The sequence below is a fragment of the Streptomyces sp. Act143 genome, from assembly GCF_003143935.1.
Classification (GTDB): Bacteria; Actinomycetota; Actinomycetes; order Streptomycetales; family Streptomycetaceae; genus Streptomyces.
The window spans coordinates 8,346,849-8,362,354 of record NZ_QFRX01000001.1; the positions used below are offsets into that span (position 1 = coordinate 8,346,849).

Consider the following 15,506-nt stretch of genomic DNA (forward strand, 5'->3'; position numbering starts at 1 on the left):
CGCCCCCTCCCCGAGAAAGCCACCCCGAGAAAGCCACCCCGAGAAAGCCACCCCGAGAAAGCCACCCCGAGAAAGCCACCTCGAGAAAGCCACCCCGAGAAAGCCACCCCGAGAAAGGACCTCGCATGTCCCTGGACGCCATCCTCCTCGCCGTCCACGTGCTCGCCGCTGTCACCATCCTCACCGCCCTCGTCACCGACTGGATCGGAGTGCTCGCGCTACGAGGCGCCGGCACCACCCAGCAGGCCAGGGAGGGACTGAAAGCCCTGGAGGCGTCGGCAGTTTTCGGCGTCTGGGGCAGGCTCGCCTCCCTGGCCGCCGGTCTCACCCTGGCCGTCACCGCCTGGTCGTGGGAGGGCTGGATCATCACCGGGATCGTCGGCTGGGTCGTACTCGTCCTCCTCGGCGAACCCCTGACCGGCAAGGACCTGCGCCGTATGGTCGCGGGCGCCCGCGAGGCCGGGGACGAACTCCCCGCCGGGCTCGCCGCCCGTATCCACGACCCGCGCCTGTGGAACTCCGTCCTCACCCGGACCGGCATCCTCGCGGCCCTCGCGGTGTGCATGTTCGGCAAGCCCGGTCTGCTCACCGGAATCGCCCTGCTGATCTGCGGACACCTGGCCGGACTGGCCGCGGCCCGACTCACGGCCCGCCACCCGCTGAGCCCGAGCGGAGCGCACTGATGCTCATCGCCCTGCGCGTCACCGCCGTCCTCCACGCGGTCGCCTACGCCGTGCAGCCGATCCTCGCCGGCATGTTCCTGTCCGGACGCGACAACGCCATCGGCAGCCACGGCGACAACGCCGCCATCGTCAGCACCCTCGCCCTCGTGCTGGCCGTCATGGCCGCGGTCGCCCGGCGCAAGCGCCTGGCCGGACCCTACGTCCTGCCCATCGCGGCCACCGTCTTCGTGCTGGAGATCGTGCAGCTGACCGCCGGTATGGACCACGTCATGTGGCTGCACATCCCGCTCGGCGTCGGCCTGTTCGCCGCCGTGATCGCCACATTGCCTCTCGTCCTCGCCGCCAAGTCCGTCAAGTCCGTCCAAGAGGACCGCACATGACCAGCCTCACCCGCCGCAGCCTGCTCAAGGGCGCGGGCCTCGCCCTGGCCCCCACGGTCCTCAGCGCCTGCGCGGGCAACGGGGGCTCCATCGGGCCCGGCACCCTCACCAGCGCCGCCCGGCTCCCCAAGCCCTACACGGTGCCCCTGCCCGTCCCCACCCCGGCCAAGCCCGTCCGCTCCTCCGCCGCCGGCGACCACTACGACATGACCCTCAGGGAGTCCACCGCCGAGATCCTGCCGGGCTACGCCACCACCATCTGGGGCTACGACGGAACCTTCCCCGGCACCTGTCTGACGGCCCGGTCCGGCACCCCGTTGGTCCTGCGCCAGACCAACCTGCTGCCCGTCCCCACCGCCACGCACCTGCACGGCGGGATCACCCCACCCGCACAGGACGGCTTCCCCACCGACCTGCTCTACCCCCGAAGCCTCGCCCGTCTCGCCGCCGGTCACCGCGGCGGCGGCCACCACTCCGGGCACACCACGATGCACGACCCGCTCGCCCAGGTGAGCACCCACCAGCGCACCTACACCTTCCCCATGCGGCAGCGCGCCGGCATGCTCTGGTACCACGACCACCGCATGGACTTCACCGGAGCTCAGGTCTGGAAGGGACTTGCCGGGATGTGTGTCGTCCGCGACGAGGAGGAGGACCGGCTCCCCCTGCCGCGCGGCGACCAGGAGATCCCCCTGTTCCTGTGCGACCGGGCCTTCGACGCCGACGGGCAACTCGCCTACCCCGCCACCGATCCGACCCTGCTCGGTGCCCCGGGCACCGACGAGTCCGTCATGGGCGGTGCCCAGGGCGACGTGATCCTCGTCAACGGCGCCCCATGGCCCTACCTGGAAGTCGCGGCCGTCCGCTACCGGCTGAGGCTGGTCAACGCCTCCAACGCCCGCCGCTACGAACTGCGCCTCGACGGCCCCGCGGACAGCCGGTTCCTCCAGATCGGCGGGGACGGTGGCCTCCTCGAAGCGCCCGTGCGCCACACCACGCTGCGGATCTCGCCGGCCGAACGCTTCGACGTCGTCGTCGACTTCTCCCGTTACGCCGTCGGCTCCACCGTCACTCTCGTCAACCTCGCCGACACCGGCCGGGCCGGCCGCGTCATGAGGTTCCATGTGACCCGCAAGGCCGCGGACGACTCCGCGATCCCCGAGCGGCTGTCCGACGTCCCTCCGCTCACACCGGACGGCGCCCACCGCCAACTGGTCTTCTCCCGCAACGGTTCCCAGTGGCAGATCAACGGCAGACCCTTCGATCCTGCCGTCCCGCACCTGCGGCCGGCTTTCGGCACCACCGAGCACTGGACTGTCCTCAGCGTCGAGCGACACCCCTTCCACCTGCACGGAGCCTTCTTCCAGGTGCTCGGCCGCGGCTCCGCGGGGCCGGGCCCCTACGACGGGGGCTGGAAGGACACCGTGGAACTCTCACCCGGCGCCGAGATCCACCTCGCCGTCCGCTTCGACGCCTACCGAGGCCGCTACCTCGCCCACTGCCACAACCTCGAGCACGAGGACATGGCCATGATGGCCACGCTCCAAGTCGCCTGAGGCGGGCGCCGGCGTGATCACCCACGGTGATCAACGGGCTGCTGCCCCGGATCCACACCGGCACCCCCTGACGGGACCTGCCCGACCGGCTCTGGACGAGAAGGTGGCGTCGGGGGATGGGCGGGACCGGTTCGCAGCGGGCCGTCGGCTTGGCGGGCTTCGATCGAACCGGATGCGTCGCCGATCAGGGCTGGACGTTCTCCAGATCCTCCAACAGGCTGGGATGCTTGGGCTCCCAGCCGAGTGCCTGCCGGGTGTACGCGCTGGACGAGGGCTGGTCGCTCGCGAAGATCTGGCCGAGGGGACCGTAGGTCTCCGCCGGCACCGACTCCACCGGCACCCCCAGCCGCCGGCCGATGACCGCGGCGATGTCGCGAACCGCGTCCCCTTCGTCGGCCACGGCATGCCAGGAGGTACCCGCTTCCGCCCGTTCCAGGGCGAGCCGGAAGAGGACGGCCGCGTCGAGCGCGTGCACGGCCGGCCAGCGCTGCGCGCCGTCACCGGGATAACCGGACACCCCACTGCGGCGAGCGATGTCCGTCAGCAGCCCGGCGAACCCGCCGAACCCCTGGTTGTGCACGGTCCGCGGCAGCCGTACGGCACTGCTGCGGACTCCGCGCGAGGACAGCCCCAGAACCGACATGACGGAACGCCCGCGACCGCCGACCGGCCCCTCGGTCATCAGCGGGTCGGCCTCGGTGGAGGCGCGGCCGGGGACGTGGGGCGTACCCGAGCAGGTGACGAAGGGACGGCCGGTGCCGACGAGCGCATCGCCGAGAGCCGCGAGGGCGGCACCCTCCTCCGCGACCGACTTCGCGACGGCGTCGGCGCTGCTGAAGTCGTGGCCGAAAGCGAGGTGGATCACCCCGTCGGCCCGGGCGGTACCGGCGCGCAGACTGTCCAGGTCGGCGAGGGACCCCCGCAGGGCCTCGGCACCGGCCGCCTCCACGGCCTGCGCGGATGCGTCGGAGCGAGCGAGTGCGAGGACGGTGTGACCGTTGCCGAGCAGTTCGGCGACGACGGCGGAACCGATCAGACCGGTGCCACCGGTGACGAAAACGCGCATGGGAAAGCTCCCCAGGAGTGATGGGACTCTTGTCCCATCACCCTACTCCAGTGACGGGACAAGAGTCCCATCACTTAGGATGGCGACCATGGCCAGATGGGAACCAGGCGCCCGCGAACGCCTCGTAGTGGCTGCCGTCGACCTGTTCACCGAGCAGGGGTACGACGCCACGACGGTCGCGCAGATCGCCGAACGCGCAGGAGTCACCAAGAGCACCTTCTTCCGGCACTTCCCCGACAAGCGCGAGCTGCTGGTGGCCGGCCAGGAGACCCTGAGCAGACTGCTGACCGAGGGAATCGCCGAAGCCCCCGCCGACGCCAGCCCACTCGAAGCGGTCGCCGCCGGCCTGGAACGCGCATCCAGCGCCATGGGCCCCATGAGCCGCGAACTCGCCCCGCGCCTGAAGGCAGCCGTCGCCGCCAGCGCCGAACTCCAGGAACGCGACGCCCTCAAGAGCGTCAGCCTCGCAGCCGCGATGACGAACGCCCTGACCGCCCGCGGCACCCCCGACCCGATCGCGGCCCTGGCGGGCGAACTGGGCGTCCTCGCCTTCAAACGCGGATACGCCCAATGGTCCGAAGCCGACCGCGACGACAAGGACGAGCTCGCCGTTCACACCCTGGCGGCCCTGAACGAACTACGCGCAGCAAGCACCTCACTGGGCTGACCGACCCCAGGTCACCGGCATCAAGCCGCCCTCCTGGAAACACCGGCACCACCGTCTCCGACGAGGCCCGAGCCCGAGCCCGTGCCTTCTTGCAGCGCCTCGGACAGGAACAGCAAACCGAGTGATCCGCGTCCTGCTCGACCCCACTTGCATCCAGGCCCTCACCGAGGGCGACGAACTCCTCAACGGCCCGTACGGCGACGCCAGTTACGGCTACGCCGCGATCGTCCTCCCCGCCCCTGCTGCCCGCCACCGTCACCGAACGCAAGAACCCAGGCGCAGGCCAGGCGACCCTCGGCCGCCGTTTCACCACCGCCACCGACTTCACCCCCGCGCACGCCCTGGTGACCGGAACATTGCGACAAATGCGACCATCTAGGCCCATGGATGTGAAGTGGCGGGCTGGGCCGGTGTGAGGGGCCAGTTGCCAGCAGACGGCGGGCTTCTGTCACGGTGAGCGAAACCAGGGTGGAACCGCTTCTGCATCCCCCTTTGCCACTGCCTGTGCTGCCATGTCCGCGATGAAGGCATGCGCAATCATGGCCAGGGTGATGTGCCTCATCCAGCCGACGTAGCGGCGGACTTCGTACTGGTCCAGGCCGCACTCGTTCTTCGCGGCCTGGAAGCCTTCCTCAATCGCCCACCGACGCCCGGCAATGCGCATGTTCGGGCGGCAGGCGCGTCGCGCTGGCGGCGCCGCCCTATCCTCGGCGGACGCGTAGTGCAGTCCGTCGTAGGTCTTGAGTCGAACGAACATCGTTCCCCTCTTCTGCACAGGAGGCACAGGACGTGTTGCGCTCCCGGCGTCCCATCCCATGCGACTGCAGTGCCCTCCCCGCCTCAAAGGGCCCTTTGCCCACACGAAAGGGCCATTCGGCCCTGGAAACAGGGCCCTGTGCCCACCCGGCGGACCCCGCGGTGCCCTAGCTGCCAGCCCCGCTCCGTGCAGACAGTGGTAGCGAGCAGACTCACCTGCCCGTACTAGGGATCGGAAGGATGACCTGCCATGCCTGAACCCAACCCCGCCAGTGGCGATGGCCTCGTGCACCGCTGGCTGGCGAAGATCGGCAACACCATGCTCGGCACCTTCCTGCGCGCCGCCGTCGCGACTTTCCTCGGCCTGATGCTTGCCGACCTGGCCGCCGGCGGCAGTGCTCACTACGGCAACTGGCAGATGTGGCTATACGGGGCACTCGCCGCCGCTGCCGCGCCGTTGCTGCGCTGGATCAACCCCTCGGACCACAGCTACGGTCTCAAAAGCGAGCGGAGGGTGAAGAAGACGGCAGCACGGGACATCATGCACCTGGGCGCCGAGTGCGTCGGCGAGCAGGAGACGCTGCTGAACGCCGCACAGCGCATGGCAGACCAGGAGATCGGCTCGCTGCTGATCTGCGGGAAAAACCAGCACGTCCGCGGCATCGTTACGGACCGGGACATCGTGGTCGAGTGCGTGGCGCAGGGCCGCGATCCGCAGACCATGACTGCAGGGGAGCTGGCCGAGGATCAGACGTTGTTCAGTGTCGGGCCCGCGGCGGACGTGAGCGAGGTGCTGGAGGCCATGGAGGACCACCTGGTGCGCCGACTGCCGGTGGTAGGGAAGAGCGGGCAGCCGGTCGGGATCATCAGTGAGGCCGATCTCGCCCGAAATCTGTCCGAGGAGGAAGTAGGGCACTTCGAAAAGATCATCCTTGCCGCCCTGTGACACACGGCAGGATCATCGCCCGGGGGCTCCCGACGATCGAGCCCCCGGCCTGAGGCCGCCGGGTACCGGAAGTTGCGGTTACGTCTTCCGAGGCGGCGGGTGTTGGCGGTGAGTCCGGCGAAGTGCGCCTCGAACCGGTCGCGGGCGGATTGGGCGATTGTGGCCAGAGTGCCGGGCTCGCTGAAGAGGCGGGTGGTCTTGGGGGCGATGGCGAGCTGGTGCTCGCGCGCCACCACGACCGGCACCGTCTCCGGATGCGCAAGCCTTCTGTGAGTACCGCACTGCCAACGGAGTGCCGCCAGGCGCCCACAGCATCTGACGACCCATGCAGCAAAGACGCACCCGAAGAAGCACGCAAGCTGCCGGTCACACACGGCCACACGCCACTTCCCGGCAGCATGCGGAGATTGGGCCGACCTGCGGGTGGGCCTCTACACTCCGCACACCTGTTCTTCCCACCGTCGACACGCAGGACGGTGGGCGTGCCCTGTGGGGGATTACATGCGCAAGCTTGCCGTCGGCATTTTGCTGCCCAGTACGGTGGCGCTCTCGGCTCTGACCGGACCGGCCGCCGAGGCCGTGACCGGTGACGGAGACCTGAAGATCACGAACGTGTCGATCAACGGCGGTAAGTCCGTTGTCGTCGGTACCACGACGATGAAGACCTTCATCCTGGCAATCACCGCCACGGACAGCTCCGGCATCAACGGGGCCTACTCCGACGTGTGGAGCACGACCACCGCTACCGGCTTCGGGTACCACGAAAACCTGGGCTGCAAGGCCGTCAACGCCACCACCGCCACCTGCTCGATGAGCTATGTCATGGACCCGGGATCCGCGGAGGGCCGCGTCGGGCTGGACAACGCGCAGGCGGGTGGTTGGAACGCCTACATGGAGATCAGCTCCAAGGACCATGACGTCGTGACGCGGAACAACCAGGACAAGTTCTACGTCAAGCGGTACGCCAAGCTCACGACCGACGCCTCGCCCGAACCGGTCCGCAAGGGCGGGACCCTGACCGTGACCGGCAAACTCAGCCGTGCCAACTGGGACGACAACGCGTACCACGGATACGCCGGTCAGTCGGTGAAGCTGCAGTTCCGCAAGGCGGGCACGAGCACCTACACCACCGTCAAGACCATCACCACCAGCAGCACTGGCAGCTTGCGCACCACGGTGACCGCCTTCTCCGACGGCTACTGGCGCTACGCCTTCGCGGGCACCACCACGACAGCCTCCGCAAAGGCCACCGGCGACTACGTCGACACCAAGTAGTCAGTCGACGCCCGCTTCGGCCGCGGTCAGCGCCGGCCGGAAACGGGCTCGCCCCCACGGCTTCAGCGGCCTGGCGGGCCTTGGATCGAGGCCCGCCAGGTGTGTGAGTGCCGCGGCGGAGCTCAGAACACCCCTTTGTACGCCTGCCAACCGCTTGCGATCTTCGCGCGGGAGCCGAACGACCCCTTGCCGTTCCCGTTGTTGCGCCACACGTTCCCGGAGGTGTCGCGGGAGATGATGTCGGCCTTGCCGTCGCCGGTGATGTCCCCGACGCCGACGACCGCGTTGTAGGAGCCGCCCCAGGCCGTGAACAGCTTCACGCGCGCCTTGAAGCTGCCCTGGCCCGTTCCGGTGTACCGGTACAGGTTGTTGGACTTGTCCTGGGCGATCAGGTCACCGATGCCGTCGCCGTTGAGGTCGCCGACGCCCACGATCTTCTTGTACGTCTTCCAGTTGTCGTAGAGCTTCACGCGGGCGGAGAGCTTGCCGGTACTGGTGCCCTTGTAGAGATAGACCGCTCCCGTCGACGAGTTGCGGGCGATCAGGTCCGGGCGGCCGTCGCCGGACACGTCACCCGGCGAGGTCAGCAGGTCGTACTGCTTCCAGCCCTTGCCGAGCGAGGTGTGCGGGGTACCGGTGATGAACGCCTGGCCGCGCATCGTCCGGTACACGCGCAGCTCGCCGCTGCTGAACCGGACGAGGACGTCGTTGCGGCGGTCGCCGTTCAGGTCGCCGAAGGGGACCAGAGTTACGGAGGAGGGCCAGCCCGAGGCGGACATGGGCTTGCCGAGTGCTCCCGTCCCATTGCCGGGCCGGTAGCTGATGACGCCGGAGGAGCTGAGGGTCACGGCGTCGCCGATCCCGTCGGGCGCCCAGGTGCCGCTGTTGGTGAAGTCGTGGCGTACGGCGGCTCCGACGGACACCTGCACCGTCCGGGACACCGTCAGCGCGGGCCCCGAACCGTCGGCGGGCACAGCCGTCAGCGTGAAGGCGTACGTGCCGTTGGGGACGAGCGCGCCCTTGCTGTCGCGCATGTCCCACCGTGCGCTCAGGTTGCCCTGCACCGCGCCGCCGGACAGCGTACGGACCACGGCGCCGGTGGTCTGGCTGGTGAGCGTGGCTGTCCAGGAGGCGGCGGGCTTGGAGAGCAGCCCGCGCCACTGCCACCACGGGCTGCTCGCCGAACTGCTCTCCGACGTGTTGTCGGTCGCCTGTGACTCGATGGTGGCAAGGCTCTGGGTGGCGACCCCGCTGGGTACGAGGTGGATGCGCCGATCCGCGTCGACGTAGGCCACCGGTCCGCCGAACTTGTCCACGGTCCACGTCACCCCGCGCAGGCGGGCCGTGCCCGCCGCGAGGTCGCCTATCTTGCGGGTGGTCGCGGTGCCGTCGGCGAAGGCGGTCAGCAGCAGCGCGCTGGCCGAGGTGTCGTGCCGCACGACGAAACCGTCGCCGAGCAGGGCCTCGCCGGACGGCACGGCGACGCTCTTCTTCGCCGTACGGTCGTACACGCCCGCCGCCGCGGTCGGCCCGCAGGACCAGTAGATCCAACGGCCCACCGTTTGCAGCTCCTTGGGGGCGCACGGGGCGCCGGTGCTGACGTTGTCGGTCGTCTTGCCGGTCTTGAGGTCCTTGGCGGTGACGACGCCGTTGCCGGAGCCCGGCGTCCACAGCTTGGTGCCCCAGACGGAGGCGGCCGTGACGGAGCGGGTCACGATGGGCTGCAGATCGGAGTAGACGCCGAGGTCGCCGATGTACTGCTGGGTGGGGGAGGAGCCGTTGACGATCGCGTAGCGGCCGGTGATGTCGAGGACGATGCCGGCGGCCGAGGGCACGAAGAAGCCCGACTCGTTGTCGAGGGACTGGACGATGGAGCCATGGGGGTCGGGGTCGGCGGTGAACGTCACCACCTTTCCGTCGCCGGTGGTGTAGGGGCCCGCTCCGCGGTTGTTCCAGGTCTGCCAGGTCGGCGCGCCCGGTGTTCCGTCGACGGCGATCCGGCGGGTGTAGTAGGCGCCCATGAAGCTGCTGTCGGCCTCGTCCGTGGCCAGGGTGCCGTTCTGCAGCGACAGCCGTTCGATCTTCGCGGCCACGGGCGGTACTGCGGTCAGCTCCGTCAGCGTCGGGGTGCCGGCCCCCGTGTCGGCGACCCGGCGGGCCGCCCAGTGCCCGGCGTCGGCGCCGCCGACGGCCAGCAGGCTGCCGTCCGGCGCGGTGACGAGGGACGTGTTCGCGTGCCGGAGCAGGGTGATCGGGTCGCCGCCGGTGAACGGGACGGCCATCAGCCGCTCGCCGGACTTGTCGACCCAGTCGCCCGGGTCCGCCGGGACGGAACGGGCCACCACCAGCCACCGCCCGGCGATGCCCACCGACGGGGTGCCCTCCGTGCCGGGCAGCGGCACGGTCGTCTCGGCGGCGGAGAGGTCGGCGCGGTCCAAGACGTGCGCCGTCTTGAGGTCGGACCACCACACCAGCCGGTCGGCGCTCAGCGCGACCCCGGTCGGTGCGGCGGGAACGGTCACCTCGCCGGTGACTTTCGCGGTGGCGAGGTCCACGAGCGCCAGACGCCGCTCGCCGGTTCCCAGCCGGTAGCCGATGACGGCGGTTCTGCTGTCGCCGCCCAGCACACTGAAGCCGGACGTGAGCCCGGCCGGCCATCCGTCGACGAGGGTGCCATCGGCTGGAGCGCCGTCGCCGTAGAGCCACAACACACGGTAGCCGTCGGCGTCCTGAGCCTGCGTCAGCACATGGGTGCCGAAGGTGGCCCGGTACGTGCCGTGGGTGAGGGCGACGTCCGTGGCGGTACCTGCGGACAGGTCCCGGAGGACCACCTTCTGGGTGGCCGAGACCACCTCGGTCACGACATCGGACGAGGACCCCAGGTACCCGGGCAGTTCCAGCCGGGCCAGCTCGCCCAACTCCGTTGTCGTACCGGTGTCGTACGACGTCCACAGATAGCCGGTACGGCCTTCTCGCACATGCAGGTAGCCGCCGGGGCCGGCGCTGTGAATGCGGTCCCCGCGCGGTAGGTAGCGGTCCGCCTGGAAGACCTTCTCCGTCGCCGGGGCAGTGCCCGCGGCGCGGTCGTCCGCACCGGCGGCGACCGCAGATGGTCCGGGACCACCGATGACGGCGAGAACCGTCAACGCGGCGATGCCTTGGGCGGTGGTACGGACGCTGATACGACGGGCCATCGTCGCCTCCTGGGCCTCTCGACAGAAAAGGCGTGACGGAACGGCGGCGACCCATCAGACGCACGTCGACGATGCTGTGAAAATGTCCAGCCCCCGAGCTGCCCCCCACGCACAGCGCCACGACCATAGCAGCAGGCACAGGCACATCAGGAGTAGTCCGGAAAACGCTTTCGGCCCTGGCTTGCCCCGGAGTGTCCGACCGAGATCTCTTGGTCAGCCTGACATCCTGCCGGGTGTGTCCCGGGTGGTGCAGATGCCGTTCTCCCAGGCCCAGGCGGCGATCTCGACCCGGTTGCGGGCGGCGAGTTTGCGTTGCACGTTGCCGAGGTGTGTTTTGACGGTGGAGAGGGTGACGTGGAGTTCGGCGGCCAGTTCCTCGTTGGTGCGGCCCCGTGCGAGGAGCCGTACGACATCGAGCTCGCGCGGCGTCAGGGGAGGTTCGGGCAGCGCTGTCGCCGTGCGCGGTCCGGTCGCGCGTTCCTGCCGGGTGGTGCGGTGGGTGGCCGCATCCGCCATGTGCTGCAACAGGCGGACGGTGACCGCCGGGGAGATCATGGCGTTGTCCGCGGCCACGGCCCGGACGGCCTCGACGAGCAGAGTGGGGGAGCCGTCCTTGAGGAGGAAGCCGCAGGCACCGTTGCGCAGCGCCCGGTACACGTATTCGTCCAGGTCGAAGGTGGTGGCGATGATCACCTTCAAGGGGTCGGAGGCCTCCGGGCCGGCCAGCAGGCGGGTCGCCTCCAGGCCGTCCAGGCCCGGCATCCGGATGTCGAGCAGGCACACATCGGGGCGCAGCCGCCGGGCCTCCCGCACGGCCGTGGCCCCGTCGGCCACCGAGGCGACGATCTTCATGTCGGGCTGTGCGCCCAGGATCATGCCGTAGGCCGTCCGGATCATCTGCTGGTCGTCGGCGATGAGGATGCTGATCGTCATGCGCCCAGGGTGGCAGTTTCCGTGTCGTCCCCGAGCGGGGGGAGCGGCCCGGGCAGCGGGATACGTGCCTCGACCGTCCAGCCGCCGCCCGCCACGGCACCTGCCTGGAAGGTGCCGCCGACCAGCGCGGCGCGCTCCGCCAGACCGGTCAGGCCGTAGCCGGTGCGCGGTGCCGGTGCCGCCTCGCTCGGGCCGGCGTCCGGGCCGTCGTCCGTGACCGACGCCAGCACGGCCGGGTGGGCGGTGTCGCCGTCCAGGCGTACGTCGACGGTGACCGTCTTCGCGCCGCGGGCGTGTTTGCGGATGTTCGTCAGTGACTCGCGGACGATGTGGTGCACGGTGGTGGCGACGCCGGGCGGCAGTGTGCCGGTGGCCAGGCGGGGGTCGAGGGTGAGGGTCGTGGCCGGGCCGGTGGCCGCGAACTGGTCGGTGAGGGTGCGCAGTTCGGTGAGGGAGGTGCCGGGTGCGCCGGCTGGGCCATCCGAACCGTCCAGGGGAGTGCGCAGGACGGCGACCATGCTCCGCATCGACTGCATGGCCTGCGCGCCGGCCTCCTCGACGGCCGCCAGCATGCCGTCGAGTTCCTCGGGCGACGGCGGCACGCCGGCCGCGGTCGCGTAGCGCACGGCTTTGGTCTGGGCGATGATCGCGGTCACGTGGTGGCCGACGAAGTCGTGCAACTCGCGTGCGTAGTCCAGGCGTTGTGCCTGCAGTCCCACCGCGTGCTGCTGGGCCCGGTACCGGTCGAGGAGCCGGAGGTACAGGCCCAGCGCCGCCGCCAGAGCGGTCGCCAGCCAGAAGAACGGGACCACGAACGGCACCAGCGGTGTGTACTCCGACGCCGGCAGCCGCAGCGGGATCACGGTCAGCGCCACCAGCGCCGCACCGGTCAGGGCGGCTGCCCCCACCGGCCGGCACCGGCGCGTGGCGCGGACGGTGACCAGGAGCAGGGCTGCCGATTCGACGAGACCGAACGTCGCCTCGGCACGCGCGTCCGTCCAGATGCTGAAGCCGGTGACCAGGCAGGAAGCGGCGATCCCGGCGGCGGCCACCAAGGCGAACCGGTCCCGGCGCACGGCGAGCGCGGCCAGCAGCATGGCCCCGGACAGGATCCAGGCGACGGTGGCCGGCGCGGAACCGGTGTCCGCGCCCTCGGTGCCCACCGCGGCCAGCAACAGCACCGCCCCGCACACGGCCGCGATCCGCCGGCCCCCCGCCGGGATGTCGAAGAACTGGGTCATGTCTGCGGAGGCTACGTGGCCAGCACCCCGCCGCGCCTCAACCGTTCGGCCGAGAGGGCGCGGTGCGCGGCCGGACGGTCGGTCGTTCGGTTGATCCGCCCGGCCCGCTGCCCCGACCAGGATCGGAAGCGTCCCTGCTCGGCCTGCCCGGCCTGTCCGTCGTGCTGGAAGGTCTCATGTTCCGTTCCGTCCTACGCTCCGTGCTCCGCGACCGCCACAGGTTCGCCCTGCCCGCCCTGGCCGTGCTGATCGGCGTGGCCTGCGTCAGCGGCTCGCTGCTGTACACCCAGTCGCTGGCCCGGGGCGCTGCCCAGGTGCAGCGGGCCTCGCGCCCCGACGTGTCGGTGGAGGTACGCCCGATCGCAGGGGGTACACCCCCCGGCGAGGCATTGCTGCGGCGGCTCACCTCACTGCCCGGCGTCGAAGCTGCGCGGGGCACCCTGCGCGGGCGCGCCTTCCTGGTGGCGCGCGACGACAGCCTGGTGGGCACGCCGTCGGCCGACGCCGGAGTCAACTTCGTACCCGACACCCACGGTGTCGACCCGCGCTACCCGATCACCGAGGGACACGCACCCGACAGGCCCGGGGAGGCCGCCGTCGACCAGTGGTCGGCACGGAAGGCCGGGTACCGGGTCGGCGACCGGGTGCGGCTCGTCGCCGCCGGCGAGGTCCACCAGGTGAGGCTGACCGGGGTGTTCACGGTCCACGACCCCGCGACTGCCGCCGGCGGCACGCTCACCGCGTTCGACGCGGCCACGGCACGGGCCCTGTTCGCTCCGGCACCCGGCCGGTACACGTCACTGACCCTGACCGCCGCCCCCGGCATCTCCTCCGCCGCGCTCGCCGAGCGGGTGACGCGAGAGCTGCCGCACGGCCTGCAAGCCGTCACCCGCGCCCAGCTGGACGCGGAGGCCGCCGCAGCACCCGACCGGGAGAAACTCGGCACGCTGCTGCTGCTGTTCGCCGGGATCGCGCTGTTCGTCTCCGCATTCCTGGTGAGCAACACCTTCACCATGCTCAGCGCCGTACGCGCCCGTGAACACGCACTGATGCGCGCGGTGGGCGCGAGCCGGCGCCGGGTGCTGGGCATCGTGCTCACCGAAGCGGCCGTCGTCGGCACCGTGGCAGCCGTCGCCGGATACGGGCTCGGCATCGGCGTGGCCGCGCTGCTCACCCGCCTGTTCGGGGCCGTCGGCGGCCCCGTCACCACGGCCGCACCGGACGTCCTGTCACCGCCCGTGCTGCTGGTGGCCCTGTGCGTGGGCGTGGGCTTCACGGCCGCCGCCGCGTTCGTCCCCGCCCTGCGGGCCTCCGCCGTCGCACCGGTCGCGGCGCTGCGCACCGACACGCCGGTCGCGGCGCTCTCCCTGCGGCGCCGCAACCGCTACGGAGTCGCGGTGACCGCGGGCGGTGCGCTGCTGATGACGGCCGCGGGCGGGGATCTCGGCGTGCTGTGTCTGGCCACACCCGTGCTGCTGGCCGGACTGATCCTGCTCACCCCGCAACTGGCGAACGGGGCGACCCGGGCCCTGCGCCGGCCGGCCGGCCGTCTGTTCGGGGTGCGAGGAACCCTCGCCCTGGCCAACACCCGCCGCAATCCGCGGCGCACCGCCGCGACGGCCGGGGCGCTCACGGTGTGTCTGGCCCTCGTGAGCGCGGTCACCGTGGCACTGGCCTCGCTGAGTACCACCGCCGGACGCGAGGCGAGGGCCGACATGCCGACGGACCTGCGGATCACCGCGGTCGACTACGCGCAGATCGGCGCCCACACCGCGGCGCGGGTGTCCCACCTGCCGGACGTCGCAGCGGTCAGCTCGGTGCGCGAGGCCGGAATCCGGCTGGGCGACGGCTCGGTGGTGTGGAGCGCCGTCGTGGACCCGAAAGCGGTGAGCCAGGGCCACCTCGCGCCCCTCAGCGTCCGGACAGGCCGCCTGGACGACCTCTCCCAGGGCATCGCGGTCACCCGTTCCCTCGCTGCGGAACACGGCTGGCGGCTGGGCGACCGGATCACCGGCCGACGGTTGTCGGACGCGGGCGACCCGGTCGGAAAGGGCCTACGGCTGAAGATCGTCGCGGTGTACGACGGCCCCGACGCCCTGGGTCCGGCCCTGCTGCCCGAGAGCGCGGTCGCCGGAAAGGGCGACATCACCTCGGTGCTGATCCGGGCCGAGCCGGGCCGGACGGCGGCCGTGAAGGAGGAGATCCGCCGGACCCTGCACGATCCGCTGCTGGTCGTCGAGGACCGGGCGGACGCGGGAAGGGACGCCGAGCAGGGTTTTGGCCAGTTGCAGTCCGTCCTGTACGCGATGCTGAGCATCACGGTCACGGTCGCGGCGCTGGGCGTGGCCAACACCATGGGCATGGCGGTCTTCGAGCGCAGGCGGGAATTCGGCCTGCTGCGCGCGGTCGGCCTCGACCGGTCGGGGGTGCGTTCCATGCTGCGCGTGGAGTCCGTCGTGGTGTCGGCGCTGGGCGCCGCTCTCGGCATCCTCGCGGGCGGGGCGGCGGGGGCGGCGGCGGTGGTCGGCCAGCACGGGGCGGTACTGGAGGTGCCCTGGACGGCCCTGCTGATCCTGTTCGCCGGCGCGGCCGTCGTGGGGGTGCTCGCGGCACTCGGCCCGGGGGCGCGTGCGGCGGCGGTGCCGGTACCGCAGGCGGTCGGCGGTGAGACGGGTTGAGCCGGGGCGTCGAGGAACGGCCTGCTGGAGCGCTCCGCCAGACGCTGCACCAGGACGCGGACACACGGACCGCCTCCGCCGCTTCCGGCCGGCGTCGCGTGGCGCGCCGGCCGTAGCTCCCGGCCTCCCGC

Annotated in this window: 12 protein-coding genes; 7 read left to right on the plus strand and 5 right to left on the minus strand. The window is 71.1% G+C overall.

Annotation, left to right across the window (positions count from 1 at the left end; all coding sequences use genetic code 11):
* Nucleotides 1–125: 125 nt before the first annotated feature.
* The 3 genes from DI272_RS38145 to DI272_RS38155 are packed head-to-tail and all read left to right on the plus strand — an operon-like array spanning nt 126 to nt 2,619.
* Complete coding sequence (locus tag DI272_RS38145; protein ID WP_109499743.1) at nt 126–683, plus strand: hypothetical protein; 558 nt, start codon at nt 126–128, stop codon at nt 681–683.
* Nucleotides 683–1,063 carry a hypothetical protein gene (locus tag DI272_RS38150; RefSeq protein ID WP_109499744.1) on the plus strand — a complete coding sequence of 127 codons (381 nt, stop codon included), beginning with the start codon at nt 683–685 and terminating at the stop codon, nt 1,061–1,063. The genes DI272_RS38145 and DI272_RS38150 overlap by 1 nt, the downstream gene beginning before the upstream one ends.
* The gene (locus DI272_RS38155) at nt 1,060–2,619 is read left to right on the plus strand and encodes a multicopper oxidase family protein (protein WP_109499745.1); all 1,560 of its coding nucleotides are present in this window, start codon (nt 1,060–1,062) and stop codon (nt 2,617–2,619) included. The genes DI272_RS38150 and DI272_RS38155 overlap by 4 nt, the downstream gene beginning before the upstream one ends.
* A 184-nt stretch (nt 2,620–2,803) precedes the next feature.
* On the opposite strand, the gene DI272_RS38160 is transcribed toward DI272_RS38155, so the two are convergent.
* The gene (locus DI272_RS38160; protein WP_109499746.1) at nt 2,804–3,685 is read right to left on the minus strand and encodes an SDR family oxidoreductase; all 882 of its coding nucleotides are present in this window, start codon (nt 3,683–3,685) and stop codon (nt 2,804–2,806) included.
* A gap of 88 nt (nt 3,686–3,773) precedes the next feature.
* Here DI272_RS38160 and DI272_RS38165 point away from each other — a divergent pair, with 88 nt between their 5' ends.
* The gene (locus DI272_RS38165; RefSeq protein WP_109501258.1) at nt 3,774–4,352 is read left to right on the plus strand and encodes a TetR/AcrR family transcriptional regulator; all 579 of its coding nucleotides are present in this window, start codon (nt 3,774–3,776) and stop codon (nt 4,350–4,352) included.
* A 448-nt stretch (nt 4,353–4,800) separates the two neighbouring features.
* On the opposite strand, the gene DI272_RS38170 is transcribed toward DI272_RS38165, so the two are convergent.
* Complete coding sequence (locus DI272_RS38170) at nt 4,801–5,109, minus strand: hypothetical protein (protein ID WP_375138091.1); 309 nt, start codon at nt 5,107–5,109, stop codon at nt 4,801–4,803.
* Between the two features lie 249 nt (nt 5,110–5,358).
* On the opposite strand from DI272_RS38170, the gene DI272_RS46095 reads away from it, so the two are divergent.
* Together DI272_RS46095 and DI272_RS38180 are read left to right on the plus strand one after the other, a co-directional pair.
* The gene (locus tag DI272_RS46095; RefSeq protein ID WP_309221687.1) at nt 5,359–6,054 is read left to right on the plus strand and encodes a CBS domain-containing protein; all 696 of its coding nucleotides are present in this window, start codon (nt 5,359–5,361) and stop codon (nt 6,052–6,054) included.
* Nucleotides 6,055–6,555: 501 nt separating this feature from the next.
* Nucleotides 6,556–7,329 carry a calcium-binding protein gene (locus DI272_RS38180; protein ID WP_109499747.1) on the plus strand — a complete coding sequence of 258 codons (774 nt, stop codon included), beginning with the start codon at nt 6,556–6,558 and terminating at the stop codon, nt 7,327–7,329.
* 122 nt (nt 7,330–7,451) lie between these two features.
* On the opposite strand, the gene DI272_RS38185 is transcribed toward DI272_RS38180, so the two are convergent.
* From DI272_RS38185 to DI272_RS38195, 3 genes are all read right to left on the minus strand, one after another.
* Nucleotides 7,452–10,523 carry an FG-GAP-like repeat-containing protein gene (locus tag DI272_RS38185; protein WP_109499748.1) on the minus strand — a complete coding sequence of 1,024 codons (3,072 nt, stop codon included), beginning with the start codon at nt 10,521–10,523 and terminating at the stop codon, nt 7,452–7,454.
* Between the two features lie 213 nt (nt 10,524–10,736).
* Nucleotides 10,737–11,456 (minus strand): response regulator transcription factor, encoded by a 720-nt coding sequence (locus DI272_RS38190; RefSeq protein ID WP_109499749.1) that lies wholly within the window; start codon nt 11,454–11,456, stop codon nt 10,737–10,739.
* Nucleotides 11,453–12,697, minus strand: a complete 1,245-nt coding sequence (locus DI272_RS38195; RefSeq protein ID WP_109499750.1) for a sensor histidine kinase — start codon at nt 12,695–12,697, stop codon at nt 11,453–11,455. Before DI272_RS38195 ends, DI272_RS38190 begins: the two co-directional genes overlap by 4 nt.
* Before the next feature lie 176 nt (nt 12,698–12,873).
* Between DI272_RS38195 and DI272_RS38200 the strand changes: the two genes are divergently transcribed.
* Complete coding sequence (locus tag DI272_RS38200) at nt 12,874–15,375, plus strand: ABC transporter permease (protein WP_109499751.1); 2,502 nt, start codon at nt 12,874–12,876, stop codon at nt 15,373–15,375.
* Nucleotides 15,376–15,506: the final 131 nt, after the last annotated feature.

Excerpts from the sequence above, each read along its gene's own strand:
- DI272_RS38145 (WP_109499743.1), top strand. The coding sequence starts at position 126 with ATGTCCCTGGACGCCATCCTCCTCGCCGTCCACGTGCTCGCCGCTGTC.
- DI272_RS38180 (WP_109499747.1), top strand. The coding sequence starts at position 6,556 with ATGCGCAAGCTTGCCGTCGGCATTTTGCTGCCCAGTACGGTGGCGCTC.
- DI272_RS38155 (WP_109499745.1), top strand. The coding sequence starts at position 1,060 with ATGACCAGCCTCACCCGCCGCAGCCTGCTCAAGGGCGCGGGCCTCGCC.
- DI272_RS38185 (WP_109499748.1), bottom strand. The coding sequence starts at position 10,523 with ATGGCCCGTCGTATCAGCGTCCGTACCACCGCCCAAGGCATCGCCGCG.
- DI272_RS38190 (WP_109499749.1), bottom strand. The coding sequence starts at position 11,456 with ATGACGATCAGCATCCTCATCGCCGACGACCAGCAGATGATCCGGACG.
- DI272_RS38160 (WP_109499746.1), bottom strand. The coding sequence starts at position 3,685 with ATGCGCGTTTTCGTCACCGGTGGCACCGGTCTGATCGGTTCCGCCGTC.
- DI272_RS38195 (WP_109499750.1), bottom strand. The coding sequence starts at position 12,697 with ATGACCCAGTTCTTCGACATCCCGGCGGGGGGCCGGCGGATCGCGGCC.
- DI272_RS38170 (WP_375138091.1), bottom strand. The coding sequence starts at position 5,109 with ATGTTCGTTCGACTCAAGACCTACGACGGACTGCACTACGCGTCCGCC.
- DI272_RS38165 (WP_109501258.1), top strand. The coding sequence starts at position 3,774 with ATGGCCAGATGGGAACCAGGCGCCCGCGAACGCCTCGTAGTGGCTGCC.
- DI272_RS46095 (WP_309221687.1), top strand. The coding sequence starts at position 5,359 with ATGCCTGAACCCAACCCCGCCAGTGGCGATGGCCTCGTGCACCGCTGG.
- DI272_RS38150 (WP_109499744.1), top strand. The coding sequence starts at position 683 with ATGCTCATCGCCCTGCGCGTCACCGCCGTCCTCCACGCGGTCGCCTAC.
- DI272_RS38200 (WP_109499751.1), top strand. The coding sequence starts at position 12,874 with ATGTTCCGTTCCGTCCTACGCTCCGTGCTCCGCGACCGCCACAGGTTC.